General features: G+C 67.1%; 17 protein-coding genes. 5 read left to right on the top strand and 12 right to left on the bottom strand.

Annotated elements, in window-relative coordinates; translation table 11 throughout:
• Positions 1-6: 6 nt before the first annotated feature.
• Both hemF and AB8808_RS01260 read right to left on the bottom strand, forming a co-directional pair.
• Positions 7-909 (bottom strand): oxygen-dependent coproporphyrinogen oxidase, encoded by a 903-nt coding sequence (hemF, locus tag AB8808_RS01265; RefSeq protein WP_369926058.1) that lies wholly within the window; start codon positions 907-909, stop codon positions 7-9.
• Between the two features lie 91 nt (positions 910-1,000).
• Positions 1,001-1,708, bottom strand: a complete 708-nt coding sequence (locus AB8808_RS01260) for a YdcF family protein (RefSeq protein WP_369926056.1) — start codon at positions 1,706-1,708, stop codon at positions 1,001-1,003.
• Between the two features lie 104 nt (positions 1,709-1,812).
• On the opposite strand from AB8808_RS01260, the gene AB8808_RS01255 reads away from it, so the two are divergent.
• From AB8808_RS01255 to AB8808_RS01240, 4 genes are read left to right on the top strand one after another with little or no spacing between them, the layout of a single operon-like run.
• The gene (locus AB8808_RS01255) at positions 1,813-3,015 is read left to right on the top strand and encodes a beta-ketoacyl-[acyl-carrier-protein] synthase family protein (protein ID WP_369926054.1); all 1,203 of its coding nucleotides are present in this window, start codon (positions 1,813-1,815) and stop codon (positions 3,013-3,015) included.
• Entirely contained in the window at positions 3,012-3,815 is an 804-nt protein-coding gene (locus tag AB8808_RS01250) for a beta-ketoacyl synthase chain length factor (RefSeq protein WP_369926051.1), read from the top strand. The genes AB8808_RS01255 and AB8808_RS01250 overlap by 4 nt, the downstream gene beginning before the upstream one ends.
• A complete protein-coding gene (locus tag AB8808_RS01245) occupies positions 3,812-4,582 on the top strand; it encodes a glycosyltransferase family 2 protein (protein ID WP_369926049.1) in 771 nt (256 codons plus the stop codon). Before AB8808_RS01250 ends, AB8808_RS01245 begins: the two co-directional genes overlap by 4 nt.
• 38 nt (positions 4,583-4,620) lie before the next feature.
• On the top strand, positions 4,621-6,225 hold the full coding sequence (locus AB8808_RS01240) for an NAD(P)/FAD-dependent oxidoreductase (protein WP_369926046.1): 1,605 nt from the start codon (positions 4,621-4,623) through the stop codon (positions 6,223-6,225).
• 34 nt (positions 6,226-6,259) lie between these two features.
• Here AB8808_RS01240 and AB8808_RS01235 read toward each other — a convergent pair whose 3' ends face one another.
• From AB8808_RS01235 to AB8808_RS01220, 4 genes are all read right to left on the bottom strand, one after another.
• Entirely contained in the window at positions 6,260-6,694 is a 435-nt protein-coding gene (locus tag AB8808_RS01235) for a hotdog family protein (protein WP_369931309.1), read from the bottom strand.
• 5 nt (positions 6,695-6,699) lie between these two features.
• Complete coding sequence (locus AB8808_RS01230) at positions 6,700-7,665, bottom strand: lysophospholipid acyltransferase family protein (protein WP_369926044.1); 966 nt, start codon at positions 7,663-7,665, stop codon at positions 6,700-6,702.
• Complete coding sequence (locus AB8808_RS01225) at positions 7,662-7,976, bottom strand: ApeI family dehydratase (RefSeq protein WP_369926042.1); 315 nt, start codon at positions 7,974-7,976, stop codon at positions 7,662-7,664. The genes AB8808_RS01230 and AB8808_RS01225 overlap by 4 nt, the downstream gene beginning before the upstream one ends.
• 61 nt (positions 7,977-8,037) lie before the next feature.
• Positions 8,038-8,310: a phosphopantetheine-binding protein gene (locus AB8808_RS01220; protein WP_036138341.1), complete on the bottom strand. Its 273-nt coding sequence runs from the start codon at positions 8,308-8,310 to the stop codon at positions 8,038-8,040.
• A gap of 178 nt (positions 8,311-8,488) precedes the next feature.
• Between AB8808_RS01220 and AB8808_RS01215 the strand changes: the two genes are divergently transcribed.
• Positions 8,489-9,484: a chorismate transformation FkbO/Hyg5 family protein gene (locus AB8808_RS01215; protein WP_369926040.1), complete on the top strand. Its 996-nt coding sequence runs from the start codon at positions 8,489-8,491 to the stop codon at positions 9,482-9,484.
• Between the two features lie 31 nt (positions 9,485-9,515).
• Here AB8808_RS01215 and glmU read toward each other — a convergent pair whose 3' ends face one another.
• The 6 genes from glmU to atpA form a co-directional block, all read right to left on the bottom strand.
• Entirely contained in the window at positions 9,516-10,895 is a 1,380-nt protein-coding gene (glmU, locus tag AB8808_RS01210; RefSeq protein WP_369926038.1) for a bifunctional UDP-N-acetylglucosamine diphosphorylase/glucosamine-1-phosphate N-acetyltransferase GlmU, read from the bottom strand.
• Between the two features lie 67 nt (positions 10,896-10,962).
• Positions 10,963-12,039 carry an AsmA family protein gene (locus AB8808_RS01205; RefSeq protein WP_369926036.1) on the bottom strand — a complete coding sequence of 359 codons (1,077 nt, stop codon included), beginning with the start codon at positions 12,037-12,039 and terminating at the stop codon, positions 10,963-10,965.
• A gap of 136 nt (positions 12,040-12,175) precedes the next feature.
• The gene (locus AB8808_RS01200; RefSeq protein WP_036138353.1) at positions 12,176-12,601 is read right to left on the bottom strand and encodes a F0F1 ATP synthase subunit epsilon; all 426 of its coding nucleotides are present in this window, start codon (positions 12,599-12,601) and stop codon (positions 12,176-12,178) included.
• Positions 12,602-12,643: 42 nt separating this feature from the next.
• Entirely contained in the window at positions 12,644-14,056 is a 1,413-nt protein-coding gene (gene atpD / locus AB8808_RS01195) for a F0F1 ATP synthase subunit beta (RefSeq protein ID WP_036138355.1), read from the bottom strand.
• A 77-nt stretch (positions 14,057-14,133) separates the two neighbouring features.
• A complete protein-coding gene (atpG, locus tag AB8808_RS01190) occupies positions 14,134-15,042 on the bottom strand; it encodes a F0F1 ATP synthase subunit gamma (protein ID WP_036138356.1) in 909 nt (302 codons plus the stop codon).
• A gap of 94 nt (positions 15,043-15,136) precedes the next feature.
• A complete protein-coding gene (atpA, locus tag AB8808_RS01185) occupies positions 15,137-16,687 on the bottom strand; it encodes a F0F1 ATP synthase subunit alpha (RefSeq protein WP_369926032.1) in 1,551 nt (516 codons plus the stop codon).
• Positions 16,688-16,703: the final 16 nt, after the last annotated feature.

Genomic DNA, 16,703 nt, shown 5'->3' with positions numbered 1-16,703 from the left:
GCGGACTCAGATCCAGTCGCGCGGCGTGAGATATTCGGCAAGCCGGGCCTCGGGGGTGTCCGCTTCCGGGGTATAGGCGTACTCGAAGCGGACGCGCGGCGGCAGGCTCATCAGGATCGACTCGGTACGCCCGCCGGATTGCAGGCCGAACAGGGTGCCGCGGTCGTAGACCAGGTTGAACTCGACGTAGCGTCCGCGCCGATAGAGCTGGAACTCCCGTTCGCGCTCGCCATAGGGCGTGTCGCGACGGCGTTCGACAATGGGCAGGTAGCCGTCGAGGAAACCCTGGCCGACATCGCGGGTGAAATCCAGGCAGCGTGCAAAGCCGCCTTCGTTGACATCGTCGTAGAACAGGCCGCCCACGCCACGCGTCTCGCCACGGTGCTTGAGGTAGAAATACTCGTCGCACCATTGCTTGTAGCGCGCGTAGACATCATCGCCGTAGGGTGCGCACAGGTCGCTTGCCGTGCGATGCCAGTGACGGATGTCCTCGTCGAACGGGTAGAACGGCGTGAGGTCGAAACCGCCGCCGAACCACCATACCGGCTCCGCGCCTTCCTTCGATGCCTCGAAATAGCGGACATTGGCATGGGTGGTGGGGATATACGGATTACGCGGATGAAGCACCAGCGACACGCCGGTGGCGACGAAGCTGCCACCGACCAGGTCGGGCCGATGCGCCGTGGCGCTGGGCGGCAGCTGCGAGCCGGAGACACGCGAGAAGTTCACCCCCGCCTGCTCGAACACCGCGCCGTCGCGCAGTACGCGGGTGCGGCCGCCACCACCGGCGGGACGCGTCCACGCGTCTTCCTCGAAGCGCGCGGTGCCGTCGATGGCTTCCACGGCGGCGCAGATGCGGTCCTGCAGCCCGCGCAGGAACGATTCGGCAAGGTCGGCTTGTTCGGACATGGACGGCGCGCCTGTACGGAGGAATATCCCGAAGCTTAGCAAGTCGCGACGATGCCCCTGCTGCGGCACGCGGCCGCGCGACGGTGACGCGTCAGGAGATGCGCGCGGCCATCCGCCGGTTGCCGGTGAGCGATGCCCAGCGCATGCCGATGTCGATCCACATCAGGTAGCCCGCTTCCATCAGCATTCGCAGGATATAGCGGCCCGACAGCGCAAGGCGGGGCTCCGCCGCGATGGGCGCGGCATCGAAGCCGAGCCGGCGCGCCAGATACAGGCAACGGGCCAGGTGATAGCGACTGGTAACCAGCCACACGGCAGGCAAAGGCGCCGCGTGCGCGGGGCGCAGGAGTTCACGCGCGTGCCGCAGGTTTTCGAGGGAATCGATCGACATCTGCTCCAGCGTCACCGGGACATCCCCGGGCCACTCCCCGGCCGCCGCCAGCCAGCGCCGGCCGGCTTCGGCTTCGCTGATCGAACCGCCGCTGCTTCCGCCCAGCAGCAACACCCGGTCGGCCTGGCCGGCCAGGACGTTGTCGCGACCGCGGGCCAGGCGACCGATGAAGTCCGCCTCCGGCCGATCCTGGACCAGCATGCGCCCGAAGATCAGCAGCGCGCGCCGTGCATTGCCCAGTACGGGGCTGCGCCATGCGATGCGCCAGACATTGACCAGATGCGCCACGTAGACCAGGCCGAGGCTGCCGACGAAGACGACCATGGTGACCGCCGCCGCGACCAGGATGTCGCGATCACTCAGGTAGCGCCATACACCGCGGCGAAGGGGTTTCAGTAAGCCGGCCATAGGCAGCGGAGTCTGGCCACTCGGGCCGCGCGACGCAACGACGGGGGCGAACCTGCGACTCTCGTTCACGCGACGCTAGACGTCAAAAAGGATAGGCTCGTCACATGCCTCATTCCATGCCCCCTCTCGCCATACGCGCGTACACGGCGACCTCCGCGCTGGGTCGCGGCCTCGACGCACACGCTGCCGCCATCGCCTCGTCCCACGGGGGCCTTCGTCCGAACGACTTCAGTTCCGCGCCGCTACCGTGCTGGATCGGACGCGTCGAGGGCCTCGAAGACGAACCGCTGCCGCCCGACATGGCCGGGTGGGACTGCCGCAACAACCGGCTCGCCTGGCTGGCCCTGCAACAGGATGGTTTCGCCGATGCCCTACATGCGGCGCGCGAGCGTTACGGCGCCTCCCGCGTCGCCGTGTTGCTGGGCACTTCCACCGCCAGCATCGGCCTGACCGAAGAGGGTTACCGCCGTTTGGACGACGGGCGCATACCCGCGGACCTGCGGCGCCCCATGCTGCATACGCCTCACTCCCTGGCTGGCTTCGTCGCCAGCACGTTCGCCCTCGAGGGGCCCTGTCTCACCGTCGCCACCGCCTGCTCGTCGAGCGCCAAGGTGTTCGCCAACGCGGAGCGGATGATCCGGCTGGGCCTGATCGATGCCGCGGTCGTCGGCGGTACCGACACGCTGTGCGACAGCGTGTTGTTCGGCTTCAACTCGCTGGAGCTGGTCTCGGCGACGCCATGCCAACCGTTCGACGCGGAGCGCGCCGGCATCTCGATCGGCGAGGCGGCCGGTTTCGCCCTGCTGGAGCGTGCCGTGGAGGGCGAACACCTGCCGCTGTTGATCGGCTACGGCGAGGCCAGCGATGCCCATCACATGTCCACGCCGCATCCGGAAGGGCTCGGTGCCGAGCTGGCCCTCGACGACGCCTTGACTCGCGCCGGCCTGATGGCGACGGACGTGGATTACATCAACCTGCACGGCACCGCCAGCCAGAAGAACGACGAAGTGGAGGCCGCGCTGGTGGCGCGCCGCTTCCCCGCCACGACGCGCGCCAGCTCGACCAAGGGCTTCACCGGGCACACGCTCGGTGCCGCTGGCATCCTCGAAGCCGCACTGACCCTGCTGGCGATGCGCGACGGCGTCGTGCCGGCCAACCTCGGCGCGAACACTCCCGACCCACTGTGCGGCCCGCAGATGGCCTGGCAGCGGGAGACGCGCGATATCCGCATCGCCCTGAGCAATTCCTTCGGCTTCGGGGGCAACAACGCGTGCCTGGCGTTCGCAAGCGCCGGGGTGGCGGCATGAGCGCGGCGCTGACCGTATGGGTCAAGGGCGTGGGCCTTTGGGCGCCGGGCGCAGCCAACTGGGCGAGCTTCCTGGCGATCGTCAACCACGGCGCCACGCCCGAAACAACCGTGACGCGTCCCGTGGCGGACACCCTGCCGCCCAACGAGCGCCGACGCGCACCGGAAAGCGTGCTGCTTGCCGCTGCCGCCGCCGGCCAGGCCGTGCAGATGAGCGGCTTCGAAGCCGCCGTGTTGCCCTGCGTGTTCGCCTCCGCCCACGGCGACCAGGCCATCACCGACTACATGTGCACCACCCTGGCCAGCGCGCCGACCGAACTGTCGCCGACGAAATTCCACAACTCGGTGCACAACGCGCCGGCTGGTTACTGGACCATCGCCACGCACTGTCACGCCAGTTCCAGCGCGATAACGGGCGGTGAGGCCACGTTCGGCGCCGGCCTGCTGGAGGCCGCCACGCTGGCGGTGGCGGACGAGCGGGAAGTGCTGCTCGCCAGCTACGACATCGCCGGTGCCGGTCCACTGGGCGAGATGACCGGCAGCACCGGGCCCTTCGCCTGTGCACTTGTCCTTTCGCCCCATGAAGATCGTTCGGCAGTGCGGCTCGACCTGATGCCCGTCACGGGCAACAGCGCGCCCGAGCCCACGGGCGACGCGTGGATGGACGCGGTGGCGGCCAGCAATCCGTCCGCTCAGGCGCTGCCGCTGCTGCGCGCCCTGGCACGTCGTAGCCGCACCGCCTTGCGGGTGGCGGCCGCGCATGGGATGGACCTGCACATCGATCTGGAGATTTCGGTATGACCGCGGCTGGTGAACGTTTCTGCATCCTCATTCCCTGCCTCAACGAGGAACGTGCCATTGCGCGTGTCGTCGGCGAGGCCCTGGAACTGGGCATGCCTGTCATCGTCGTCGACGACGGTTCGGACGACCGCACCCCCGATATCGTCGGCGCGCTGCCGGTCACCCTGCTTCGCCACGAAACACGGAGGGGCAAGGGCGAAGCCTTGCGTACCGGGTTTCGCGAAGCACTCAGGCAGGGCATCGACAACGTCATCACCATGGACGGCGACGGGCAACACCGCGCGTCCGACATTCCGGCGATCCTCGAGGCCAATCGGCGCTACCCGGGCAGTATCGTGATCGGCGCACGGCTACTCGCGCGCGACCAGCAACCGCCGGGCCGCCGTCGCGCCAATGCCGTGGCGGACTGGGGCATCTCGTGGGCATGCGGACGGCCGGTGGCCGACACGCAGAGTGGCCAGCGACTCTACCCCCGCGCCGCGATCGAACTGGTGGACCTGCCGGCGGAGCACTTCGTCTTCGAGGCCGCGCTGTTGATCACCGCATGCCGCGAACGCGGCATCGGCGTCGTCTCCGTGCCGATCGCCTCCCGTTATGAAGGCGAGTTCCGGCTCAGCCATTTCCAGCCGGTGCGCGACGTCACCCGCATCACGGTCTACACGATCGGCCGCATCTTCCATTACGGCAACGTCATGGCCTGCTACCGTTCGTCGCGCGCGCACCCCGTCGTGGTCGATGCCGGCAGCGCCGCGCATCCGTCGCATTGATCCACCCGCACCACCGCATCGCTCGAGAGGCCGCCACGATGGATCGCATGACATACGACGCAATCATCCTCGGCGGGGGCCTCGCCGGCCTGACGCTGGCCCTGCAACTGAACGGCGAATACCCCGACATGCGCATCGTGGTGCTCGAACGCAACACGCATCCGTTGCCGGTGGCGGCCCACAAGGTAGGCGAGTCCACGGTAGAGATCGCCGCGCACTATCTCGCGGAGACGCTGGGCCTGCGCGAGCACCTGGAGTCCGAACACATCCGCAAGTTCGGCTTCCGCTTCTTCTTCTCCCAGGGACGCGACGACCTTGCCGACGTGGTGGAACTGGGCGTCCGCGCCGTGCTGCCGACGCCGAGCTACCAGATCGACCGTGGCATCCTGGAAAATTTCCTTGCCGAGGAAGCGACCCGTCGCGGCATCACCTTCCTGGCCGGCGCCGTGATTCGTGGCTTCGACATCGGCCCGTCCGACGAGCCGCACACCGTGCGCTTCCAGCATGAGGGCGCTGACCATGTGGCCGAGTCCCGCTGGCTGCTCGATGCCTCCGGCCGCGCGGGGATGATCCGCCGCAAGCTCGATCTCACGCGCGACAACGGGCACCACGCCAACGCGGTCTGGTTCCGTATCGACGACCGCCTGGCCATCGACGACTGGTGCAACGATGCCGACTGGCAGGCGCGTTGCGAGCCCGCGGAACGCTGGCGTTCCACCAACCACCTGTGTGGCCCGGGATACTGGCTATGGCTGATCCCGCTGTCGTCCGGCGCACACTCCGTCGGCATCGTGGCGGATGCCGCCATGCATCCGATCGAGCGCATGCGCGATTTCGACCGTGCGCTCGCCTGGATGCACGAGCACCAGCCACTGGTGGCACGCGAGGTGGAAAAGCGACGCGACAAGCTGCTCGACTTCGCCTTCTTCCGGCACTTCTCGTACAGCTGTTCGCGCATGTATTCCTCCGATCGCTGGGCGCTCACCGGGGAAGCCGGTGCGTTCCTCGATCCGTTCTATTCACCCGGCAGCGACTTCATCGCCATCTCCAACACCTACATCACCGCGCTGGTCGGGCTGGACCGTCGCGGCGAGCCCCTGGCGCCGCACGCACGCCTCTACGAGCGGCTGTTCTTCTCGTTCTACGAGAACACGCTGTCGATGTACCGCGGCCAGTACAACCTGTTCGGCGATCCCGAGGTGCTGCCGATCAAGGTGATCTGGGATTACGCCTACTACTGGGGCGTGCTGTGCCAGCTGGTGTTCCAGAAGCGCCTTGCGGACAGTTCGCTCATCGCAACCCTGGGGCCGGAACTGACCGCGGCGTCACAGCTCAACACGGACATGCAGGCCTTCTTCCAACGCTGGCACGCGGTATCGGAACGACGTAATCCGCGCACCATGCTCGACCAGCGCGAGCTGGCCTGGTTCGCGCAGATGAACGCCACGTTGCACGACACCCTGGACACGGAAGCACTGACGACGCGCCTGCGCGACAACGTGCACATGATGCGACTGCTCGCCGCCGCCATCGTGGAACGCGCTGCCGCCGATCATCCGTCCGTGCTGGACGACGCCGCGCACCTGCTCGACCTCGAAGGCCCCCGCACCGAACTGTTCCCCACCCTGGTCGAAGCCGCGTAGGAGCGCACGCTGTGCGCGATTCGCCACTCGCGACTCACCCGCCCGGGTGAATCACCGCCGCTCGCCCCGACGCGATCTCCGCGCCATCGTGCTCGATGCGGAACGTGTATTGCGCGCCCGAGCCGTCGGCGATCAGGCAGGTGGCGTGTACGTCGATGGCGCCGACCAGTGTGTCGATGCGGTCGACGGCCAGTCGCACACCGCGCAGGCTGACCAGCATGCCGGGCTTCGGTTCGGTCTGGCCCTGCTCCTTCGCCAGCAGTGCGCCGTGCACGGCCATCGCCTGTGCGCCGTACTCGGCCAGGTGCACCGCGTGCAGGCCGTGCCCACCGCGCAAGGGATGGGTGTCGAGCCCGTGGCGGGTGCTTACCGCATGGATGGACGCGGCATCCCACGCCAGCACGCCATCGAGCAGGCACATGTCGCCCGCGTGCGGAATGAGATCGATGAAGTCGGCCCTGTCCAGCACGGCGGTCATCGCACCGGCCTGGTGACGGATGGGTCGGTCGCGGACGAAGCATGGGCCACCGGCGTTTCGGCGGCCGCCTCGGCTTCCTGCCAGAAGTCGTAGAAGTTGAACCAGTTGAATGGATAGGCGCGTGCGTAATGTTCCACCCGTCGTACATAGTGCTCGATGATGTCGTCCAGCGCCGCGGCACGTTGCGCACGCGGGATGGCGATGCCATCGGAGAACGGCTCGAAGATCAGCCGGTAGCGATTGCCGCCCAGGTAGATGCCCATGCACAGCACCACCGGGATCTTCAACGCACCGGCCAGCAGCCACGGCCCCACCGGGAACGGCGCCGGCGTACCGAGGAAGGGCACCCGGCGGGTGACTTCATCGCGATGCCCCCGGTCGGCCAGCAAGGCCACCATCGCGCCCTGCGCCGCACCCTCGGCCATGGCCAGCGCCACGGATGTGCCCCCGCGCGACGCGTCGATCACGGCGGCACCGACCTCGGGCGCCAGCGCTTCGAGCACCGTGGTCAGGGCCGGGGTTTTCTGCTTGTCGAGCACGACGCGCAAAGGCACGTCGGGACGTCGGGCGCCGAGCGCGCGCAGCGCCTCGAAGCTGCCCTGGTGCGAACCAATCAGCAGCACGCCGCGACCCACGTCGATCCAGCGGTCGAGGTGCTGCAGCCCCTCGGTCTCCACCCGGAAGTCGCGCTCGCCACGGGCGAGGAAGAACAGGCGATCCAGCAAGGTGCCCGCGAACAGGTGGATATGGTGGAACACGTCGCGGGACCGCACCGGACGCCCCAGGACACGGCTCAGGTAGGCACGCGAGGCGGCACGCTCGTCGGCTCGCCGGAGGAAGAAATACAGGGCGATCGGATACAGCAGCAGGCGCGCGACACGGCGCCCGAAGCCCAGCGCGACCGTCCGGATCAGCCAGATCGCCACCACGCCGCCGCCTTCACGCTGCTGCCAGTGGCTCATGCCACGCCTTCCAGCGTGCCGCGCAGGAGGATGTCGGCGCCGCGACGCACCGTGAATCGGAAGCGCCCATTGTCGAGCGCGCCAAGCTCCAGCTCAGCCGTCTCGTCCGGGCGAAGGGGCGCGAGGAACTTGGCGTCGATCACCTGGCGCACGGACAAGCCCCGCCAGGCGAGCAGCGCCGACGCAGCAGCCTCGATCAGCAGGACGCCGGCCACGATGGGCTGCCCCGGGAAATGACCCGCGAAGCTGGGATGGCTGGCGTCGAAGCGCAGGGTGCGCACGCAGGACGCGGGATCGGCGGCATCGCTCATTGGCATCTCCGGTGGACGGCCGGGGCAGGATCGACCCATCCCGTGCGCACCGGAACGACGGTCAGGCCGCGGCGCGGTGCTGTTCGATGTGATCGGACAGGGTGCGCAGGCTGGTGAAGATGGTGCGGTTGTCCGGGTTGTCGGACTTCAGCTGGAAACCGTACCGCTTGGACACGGCCAGCGCGATTTCGAGCGCGTCGATGGAGTCCAGGCCCAGGTCGCCACCGAACAGCGGCGCATCCGGATCGATGTCGGCCGGCTGCACCGACTCGAGGTTGAGGCTCGTGACGATCAGTTCGGCGAGTTCGTGCTGTGCTGCGGTTTGCGTTGCCATGTGGTCTTTCCAGATCCTGGATATGCCTGCCTCCCCCCGGATGGCAGCGGTCGCGGAGTTTACCACAGCGCCCTGGGCCGTTCGCCGACGCCATTCATAGGCGCCGAGCCTGTCCGTTCACGTTCCACGCCCGTTGCGGGGCGATATGATGCCCTGAACGCGTTCTATGGAATAACCGATGCCCCACGGCACTGAAATGCGCGAGCGCCCTGCGCTCGCGGCCGCACCGTCGCCCTCGCCACGGGTGCACTATCGTCACGGCACGGCCGCGCCGGGCCCCCACACCCTGGCACTGTTCGGCTTCGGTCCCGATGCCGGCCACAGCGACGATCCGCGCTGGCTGCAGGTGGCACTGAGCCCCCTCGGCGACGCACCGATGGAATCCTGGGAAGTGGATGCCCCGGTGGAAGCCGGTCGCGAGGGCGACCTGCGCTGGTCGCGTGGCGGCGGCTGGCTGTATGCCGCGGTGCAGTGCCACGAGGACGACCACGGCGGACCGGAAGGCGCCGCGGCGTATGCGTATGGGCTGCTGTCCGATTTCGTCGGGCAGGCGGTCGAGTGCCACGTGCAGCGCATCTGGAACTACCTCGGTGCCATCAACGAGGGCAGCGGTGACGACGAGCGCTACAAGCACTTCTGCACCGGCCGTATCCGCGGTATGGGCGATGCCTTCGCGCAGGGCTTTCCCGCCGCCTCCGCCATCGGCCACCACGCCGATCCCGGGCTGCTCCAGGTCTATCTGCTGGCCACCGACCGGCCCGGCACGCGGGTTGAAAACCCCCGCCAGGTCAGCGCATGGCAGTATCCGCGCCAGTACGGCCGCACGCCGCCGAGCTTTGCCCGGGCTACCCTGCTGCCCGCCGACGATGTACTGGCGATTTCCGGTACCGCCGCCGTCGTGGGACATGCGTCGGCCCATGCGGGTGACCTCGACGCCCAGCTGGCGGAGACCCTGCGCAACCTCGACGCCCTGCTGGATTCGGCGGGCATGCCCGTTGGCCTCGGTGCATCGGCGCCGTTGAAGGTCTACGTGCGGCATCCGGCCGACGAAGCGGCAGTGCGCGCGTTCGCGGCGCAGCGCCTGCCCGGCGCGCCCCTGCTACTCGTGCATGGCGATATCTGCCGGGCCGAACTGCTGGTCGAGATCGACGGCTGGCGTTACCGCCACGCCTGATCGACAGGCGGCGCTCGACGCCGCCTGTCGATCAGGACTTTTTCACAGGCCGTGTCCAGCCTTCGATGGCCGTCTGCCGCGCACGGGACATCGTCAGGGTGTCGGCCGGCGCGTCCTTCGTGATCACGGAACCGGCACCGATCGTCGCTCCCGCATGCAGTGTCACCGGCGCCACGAGGGCACTGTTGGAGCCGACGAACACCCCGTCCTCGATGGTGGTGCGACTCTTGTTCACGCCGTCGTAGTTGCAGGTGATCGTGCCCGCGCCAATGTTCACGCCGCTGCCGATGACGGTGTCGCCGAGGTAACTGAGGTGATTGGCCTTGGAGCCCGCGCCGATGCGCGCGTTCTTGGTCTCCACGAAGTTGCCGATGTGGACGCCCGCCGCCAGGTCGGTGCCCGGCCGGAGGCGCGCGAACGGGCCGATGGTGCAGGGGCCGTGCGTCACCACGCCGTCGAGGTCACCGTGCGCGAGCACCACCGTGCCCGCCGCCAGCGTGACGTTGCGCAGCCGCGTGAACGGACCGATGCGGACGTCGTCGCCGAGGACCACCTCACCTTCGAGAATCACGTTGACGTCGATCTCCACGTCGCGGCCCGCACGTACCGTACCGCGCACATCCAGGCGTGCCGGATCGGCCAGGCGCACACCCGCCAGGGCCAGTTCGCGCGCCGCGCGTTCGCGATGCAGGGCTTCCAGGCCGGCCAGCTGCCAGGGATCGTTGGCACCGGACGCCTCGACGGGATCGCAGGGCACGCACGCCGCCGGCATGCCGATCCGGGCCGCCATGGCGAAGACATCGGTGAGGTAGTACTCACCCTGCGCGTTGGCGTTGCCGAGGCTTTGCGTCCAGCCGAGCAGGCGCGCGGCGTCACCGGCGACGATGCCCGTGTTGACGCGGTCGATCGCGCGCTGCGCGGTGTCGGCATCCTTTTCCTCGACGACCTGGGTGACCCGGCCGTCGGCGTCGAGCACCACGCGGCCATAACCGTGCGGATCGGCCAGCCGCGTGGCCAGCATGGCCAGGGCCCCGGGGGCGCCGACCAGCGCCGCGAGCGTTTCCGACCGGACGAGGGGCACGTCGCCGTAGAGCACCAGCACGCGCCCTGCAAGGATGCCCGCGGCGTCCAGGTACTCCAGCGCCGTACGTACGGCATGCCCGGTGCCCAGGCGCTCACGCTGCTCGATCCAGCCCAGCGACGTATCGGCAGCGAACGCGTCGCGCACCTGCTGGCCGTTGTGGCCGTATACGACATGGATGCTCGACGGGTGCAGCGCACGGGCCGCGGCAACGACATGCGCCAGCAGGGGGCGGCCGGCCAGCGGCATCAGCACCTTGGCGGAGGCGGACTTCATCCGCTTGCCCTCGCCGGCGGCGAGGACGAGGACGTGAAGGGGCGTAGCGGTCATGGGCGATCGGGCCTGCCTGGATACGAGGGCCGCACTGTCGCGCGTTTGGGCGGCCGTGCCAAGTCGGCTAGTTGTCGTCCGGCCGTTTGGAGAGGTTCTCGAGGTTGGGCTTGTAGGCCTCGACGAAGGCGTTGCGAAGGATGCCGACGATGGCATCGGACGTGGACACGCTCTTATCGTCGATGTTGCCGGAGATGGACACGCGCGTCGCGAACTGGTCCTTCGCATGGTTCTTGAAGATCTTGGCCACGCCCTCGGCAGCCGCTTCGTAAGCCAGCTTCAGCGGTCCCTTCTTGTCCTGCTCCACGTCCTGCTTCCAGCTGAAGAGCTTGAGGCCGTGGAACAGCGGCTTGGCGTAGCCGGTGAGCTTGCGGTCCTTGGCCTGCAGTTCCATCACGAAGTCGCCTTCGCCACCGGCGAAATCGAGGCCGGAATACGCACGCGCCAGGCTGTTCGCCTTGACCAGCTTGATGTTGCGGATCGAGATCGAATAGTGGAAATCGCCCAGGCGTTCCACCGGATCGATCTCGGCACTGGTTTCCAGCGGCGCGTCGCCCAGCACCTTCGCCGTGGCGTGCATGTGCGCCACGCGGTCGCCGCCTTCGCGCTTGACGTTGGTGAGGTTGGTCACCGTGCCGTTGACGTCGGTCATCTTCAGGTCGACCTTGGGACTCGACACGAAGTTGTTGAAGGTGATGGTGCCGTTGAAGACATTGATCTCGTCGAAGCGGAACGGCGCCAGCGCATGCAGCTGCTCGCGCCAGTCCACGCCCTGGCCGGTCTGCTTCTCGCCTTCGGATTTGCCGTCGACGAAGTTCACCACCGGATCGAAGAAATCGATCTTGCCGCGGAAGTGCCCCTGCACCAGCGCCTTCCAGGTCAGCGAGATATCCGCGCGTGCGGTCTTGAACAGCGGCACCGGCACCTTGCCGTCCACCTTGGTGATGGACATCTCGTCGATGGAATACGCACCGCGCCACAGGTGGATGTCGATATCCGCGATGCGCCCGCTGTACGCACCCATATGGGCCAGACGGTGATTGAGGTAGTTGAGCACGACATAGGGCAAGGCGATGCGGGCCGCGATCAACACGACGGCAACGACTCCGATGATCCAGAGGCTTCGGCGGTAGCGGGTGCGCATGGGGCAATCACCTGGAAATGACGTGACAGTGTTGCGCCGCGCGGGTTAGTTCCGGATGAAGACGGTGATTACGCTAGAAAAAAGAACCAAAAAAAACCCCTCCGAAGAGGGGTCCTTGGTCGACGGGCGTCGTCGCTCAGTGCTTGAGCGTCTTGCGCATGCGCTCCAGCGCCTGCAGCTGCGCCAGGGCCTCGGCCAGCTTGGCCTGGGCCTCGGCGACGTCCATCTGCGGGCCGCGCTGAGACAGGGCGGCCTCGGCTTCTTCCTTGGCCTTCAGGGCGGCGGCCTCGTCGAGATCGGCGGCGCGGGCCGCCGTATCGGCGAGGATGGTCACCACCTGCGGCTGCACCTCGAGGATGCCGCCGGACACGTAGAACTGCTGGCGATCGCCGTTGGTGCCGACCACGTCCACGTGGCCCGGCTTCAGGCGGGTGATCAGCGGCGCGTGACGCGGCGCGATGCCCAGCTCGCCGAGCTCACCGGTGGCGACCACGAGCGTGGCTTCGCCGGAGTAGATCTCGGCTTCGGCGCTGACGATGTCGACGCGGATGGTGTGGGTCATGGGCTTGTCTTCCGTTGGTCGTGAGTGGGAGAAGAAGGTCGCTTACGCGGCCTTCTTGGCACCCATCTCTTCGCCCTTCTTGATGGCTTCGTCGATGCCGCCGACCATGTAGAACGCCTGCTCCGGCAGGTGGTCGAGGTCGCCGTCGAGAATCATCTTGAAGCCGCGGATCGTTTCCTTCAGCGCGACGTACTTGCCCGGCGAGCCGGTGAATACCTCGGCCACGTGGAACGGCTGCGAGAAGAAGCGCTCGATCTTGCGGGCGCGCGACACCGAGGCCTTGTCTTCCGGCGACAGCTCGTCCATGCCCAGGATGGCGATGATGTCCTTCAGCTCCTTGTAGCGCTGCAGGGTGCCCTGCACGCGACGGGCGATGTCGTAGTGCTCCTGGCCGATCACCGAGGCGTCGAGCTGGCGGCTGCTGGAAGCGAGCGGATCGACGGCCGGATAGATGCCGAGCGAGGCGATGTCACGGCTCAGCGTCACGGTGGCGTCCAGATGCGCGAAGGTGGTGGCCGGCGACGGATCGGTAAGGTCATCCGCGGGCACGTACACGGCCTGGATCGAGGTGATCGAGCCGGTCTTGGTCGAGGTGATGCGCTCCTGCAGGACGCCCATTTCCTCGGCCAGCGTCGGCTGGTAGCCCACGGCCGACGGCATGCGGCCAAGCAGCGCGGACACTTCGGTACCGGCCAGGGTGTAGCGGTAGATGTTGTCGACGAACAGCAGCACGTCCTTGCCCTTGCCCGTCTCGTCCTTCTCGTCGCGGAAGTACTCGGCCATGGTGAGGCCGGTGAGCGCGACGCGCAGGCGGTTGCCCGGCGGCTCGTTCATCTGGCCGTAGACCATCGCGACCTTGTCCAGGACGTTGGAATCCTTCATCTCGTGGTAGAAGTCGTTGCCCTCACGGGTACGCTCACCCACGCCGGCGAACACGGACAGACCCGAGTGCGCCTTGGCGATGTTGTTGATGAGTTCCATCATGTTGACCGTCTTGCCCACGCCGGCGCCGCCGAACAGGCCGACCTTGCCGCCCTTGGCGAACGGGCACATCAGGTCGATGACCTTGATGCCGGTTTCCAGCAGTTCATTGGCCGCGGCCTGCTCGTCGTACGACGGGGCTTCGCGGTGGATGACCCACTGTTCTTTCTCGCCGATGGGGCCGGCTTCGTCGATCGGGTTGCCCAGCACGTCCATGATGCGGCCGAGCGTTGCCGCGCCGACCGGCACCTTGATGCCTTCGCCGGTGTTGCGGGCGAGGAGGTTGCGGCGCAGGCCGTCGGTGGAACCGAGCGCGATGGTGCGCACGATGCCGTCGCCGAGCTGCTGCTGCACTTCGAGGGTGATCTCGGTGCCGTCGATCTTCAGTGCGTCGTAAACCTGCGGCACCTGGTCGCGCGGGAATTCGACGTCGACGACCGCGCCGATGATCTGAACAACTTTACCCTGGCTCATGGAATGCTCCGGATGAATCTAAGTAGGTTTCGGTTCGGGCGCCGCACCGTGCGTCGCCATCGCGTATAGCTTTGGGATCAGACCGCGGCGGCGCCGCCGACGATCTCCGAGATTTCCTGGGTGATCGCTGCCTGGCGCGCCTTGTTGTAGACCAGCGTCAGTTCGCCGATGACCTTGTTGGCGTTGTCGGAAGCGGCCTTCATGGCGACCATGCGCGCGGCATGTTCGCTGGCCAGGTTCTCCAGCGTGGCCTGGTACACCACGGACTCGATGTAACGCGTCATCAGGTGCTCGAGCACCGTGCGCGCATCGGGTTCGTAGATGTAGTCCCAGTCGTGCGTCTGCTCCACCTTGACGCCCTTGGCGGCATCGCCTTCGGCGCTTTCCAGTTCCTTCGCGACCAGCGACACCGGCAGCAACGCCTCGATGGTCGGCTTCTGCACGATGGTGTTCACGAAGTCGTTGTAGACCAGGAAGACACGATCGAGCTTGTTGTCGCTGTAGCCGTCGAGCACGACCTTGATCACGCCGATGACGTCTTCCAGCTTGGGCTTCTCACCGAGGTGGGTCGCCGTGCCGATCAGGTTCACGCCCTTGATGCGACGGAAGAACTGCACGGCCTTCTGGCCGATGGCCACCACGTCGATCTCGGCACCCTTGTCCTGCCACTCGCGGATCGAGGTCAGCGTGCGACGGAACAGGTTGGAATTGAGGCCGCCCGCTAGGCCGCGGTCGGTCGACACCACGATGAAGCCGACGCGTGCGACTTTTTCCCGCTCGGTGAGGAACGGATGGGTGAAGTCCGTGCTGGCCTGGGCCACGTGCGCGATCACCTTGCGCATGAGACGCGCGTAGGGACGCGACGCCTTCATCAGGTCCTGCGCCTTGCGGATCTTCGACGCCGAGACCATTTCGAGCGCACGCGTCACCTTGCGCATGTTCTGCGTGCTCTTGATCTTGGTTTTGATTTCGCGGCCGCTAGCCATGGGTACTCGCCGTTACGTGAAACGTGAAAACTTAGGAGGGCAAAGCGTCAGTTACATGGTGCAACCGACGCTTTACGCTTGGCGCCTTACGCTCTTACCAGCTACCGGTCTTCTTGAACTCGTCGGCGGCCGACTTGAAGGTCGCCTCGATGTCCTTGTCCCAGTCGCCGGTGGCGTCGATCTTCGTCATCAGATCGGCGTGGTTCTGGCGCATGAAGGCATGCAGGCCCTTCTCGAACGCCAGCACCTTGTTGACCGGCAGGTCGTCGAGGTAACCCTTCTCCGCCGCATAGACCGACACGCCGAGCTCGGCGATGGACAGGGGCGAGTACTGCGCCTGCTTCATCAGCTCGGTGACGCGCTGGCCGCGGTCGAGCTGGGCGCGGGTCGCCGCGTCCAGGTCCGAGGCGAACTGCGCGAACGCAGCCAGTTCGCGGTACTGCGCGAGGGCCAGCTTCACGCCGCCGGACAGCTTCTTGATGATCTTGGTCTGCGCGGCACCACCGACACGCGACACCGAGATACCGGCGTTCACGGGCGGACGGATACCGGCGTTGAACAGGTCGGTCTCGAGGAAGATCTGGCCGTCGGTGATCGAGATGACGTTGGTCGGCACGAACGCGGAAACGTCGCCGGCCTGGGTCTCGATGATCGGCAGCGCGGTGAGCGAACCGGTCTTGCCGGTCACTTCGCCGTTGGTCATCTTTTCCACGTACTCCGCGCTGACGCGCGAGGCGCGCTCGAGCAGGCGCGAGTGGAGATAGAAGACGTCGCCGGGGTACGCTTCGCGACCCGGCGGGCGCTTCAGCAGCAGCGAGATCTGGCGATAGGCCACGGCCTGCTTGGAGAGGTCGTCGTACACGATGAGCGCGTCTTCGCCGCGGTCACGGAAGTACTCGCCCATGGCGCAGCCGGAGTACGGTGCGACGTACTGCAGCGCGGCGGCTTCGGACGCCGAGGCCACCACCACGATGGTGTTGGCCAGCGCGCCGTTCTGCTCAAGCTTGCGCACGACGTTGGCGATCGAGCTGCGCTTCTGGCCGATGGCGACGTAGATGCACTTAATGCCCGAGTCTTTCTGGTTGATGATCGCGTCGATGGCCACGGCGGTCTTGCCCGTCTGGCGGTCGCCGATGATCAGCTCGCGCTGGCCGCGGCCGATCGGGATCATGGAGTCGATGGACTTGTAGCCCGTCTGCATCGGCTGGTCGACCGACTGGCGCCAGATGACGCCCGGTGCGACCTTTTCGACCGGACTGGTGCCCACGGCGTCGATCGGGCCCTTGCCGTCGATCGGGTTGCCGAGAGCGTCGACGACGCGGCCGAGCAGGCCCGGGCCGACCGGCACTTCGAGGATGCGGCCGGTGGTCTTGGCGGCATCGCCTTCGCGCAGGTGCTGGTACTCACCGAGCACCACGGCGCCGACCGAGTCGCGCTCGAGGTTCAGCGCGAGGGCGTAGGTGTCGTTGGGCAGTTCGATCATTTCGCCCTGCATCACGTCGGCCAGGCCGTGGATGCGCACGATACCGTCGGACACGCTGATGATCGTGCCTTCGTTGCGTGCCTCGGCGCCGAGCTTGAACTGCTCGATGCGGGTCTTGATCAGCTCGCTGATCTCGGACGGATTCAGTGTGGTGCTGGACATGGTCGGTTCCTTGGGT

The sequence above is a fragment of the Xanthomonas sp. NCPPB 2632 genome (genome assembly GCF_041228075.2).
In the GTDB taxonomy this organism is placed as follows: Bacteria; Pseudomonadota; Gammaproteobacteria; order Xanthomonadales; family Rhodanobacteraceae; genus Luteibacter.
Note: the sequence above shows the minus strand (reverse complement) of the source record. Positions and strands in the feature narration are given on the sequence as shown.

Coding starts and splice junctions, on each gene's coding strand:
- hemF (WP_369926058.1), bottom strand. CDS start 909: ATGTCCGAACAAGCCGACCTTGCCGAATCGTTCCTGCGCGGGCTGCAG.
- AB8808_RS01260 (WP_369926056.1), bottom strand. CDS start 1,708: ATGGCCGGCTTACTGAAACCCCTTCGCCGCGGTGTATGGCGCTACCTG.
- AB8808_RS01255 (WP_369926054.1), top strand. CDS start 1,813: ATGCCTCATTCCATGCCCCCTCTCGCCATACGCGCGTACACGGCGACC.
- AB8808_RS01250 (WP_369926051.1), top strand. CDS start 3,012: ATGAGCGCGGCGCTGACCGTATGGGTCAAGGGCGTGGGCCTTTGGGCG.
- AB8808_RS01245 (WP_369926049.1), top strand. CDS start 3,812: ATGACCGCGGCTGGTGAACGTTTCTGCATCCTCATTCCCTGCCTCAAC.
- AB8808_RS01240 (WP_369926046.1), top strand. CDS start 4,621: ATGGATCGCATGACATACGACGCAATCATCCTCGGCGGGGGCCTCGCC.
- AB8808_RS01230 (WP_369926044.1), bottom strand. CDS start 7,665: ATGAGCCACTGGCAGCAGCGTGAAGGCGGCGGCGTGGTGGCGATCTGG.
- AB8808_RS01225 (WP_369926042.1), bottom strand. CDS start 7,976: ATGAGCGATGCCGCCGATCCCGCGTCCTGCGTGCGCACCCTGCGCTTC.
- AB8808_RS01220 (WP_036138341.1), bottom strand. CDS start 8,310: ATGGCAACGCAAACCGCAGCACAGCACGAACTCGCCGAACTGATCGTC.
- AB8808_RS01215 (WP_369926040.1), top strand. CDS start 8,489: ATGCCCCACGGCACTGAAATGCGCGAGCGCCCTGCGCTCGCGGCCGCA.
- glmU (WP_369926038.1), bottom strand. CDS start 10,895: ATGACCGCTACGCCCCTTCACGTCCTCGTCCTCGCCGCCGGCGAGGGC.
- AB8808_RS01205 (WP_369926036.1), bottom strand. CDS start 12,039: ATGCGCACCCGCTACCGCCGAAGCCTCTGGATCATCGGAGTCGTTGCC.
- AB8808_RS01200 (WP_036138353.1), bottom strand. CDS start 12,601: ATGACCCACACCATCCGCGTCGACATCGTCAGCGCCGAAGCCGAGATC.
- atpD (WP_036138355.1), bottom strand. CDS start 14,056: ATGAGCCAGGGTAAAGTTGTTCAGATCATCGGCGCGGTCGTCGACGTC.
- atpG (WP_036138356.1), bottom strand. CDS start 15,042: ATGGCTAGCGGCCGCGAAATCAAAACCAAGATCAAGAGCACGCAGAAC.
- atpA (WP_369926032.1), bottom strand. CDS start 16,687: ATGTCCAGCACCACACTGAATCCGTCCGAGATCAGCGAGCTGATCAAG.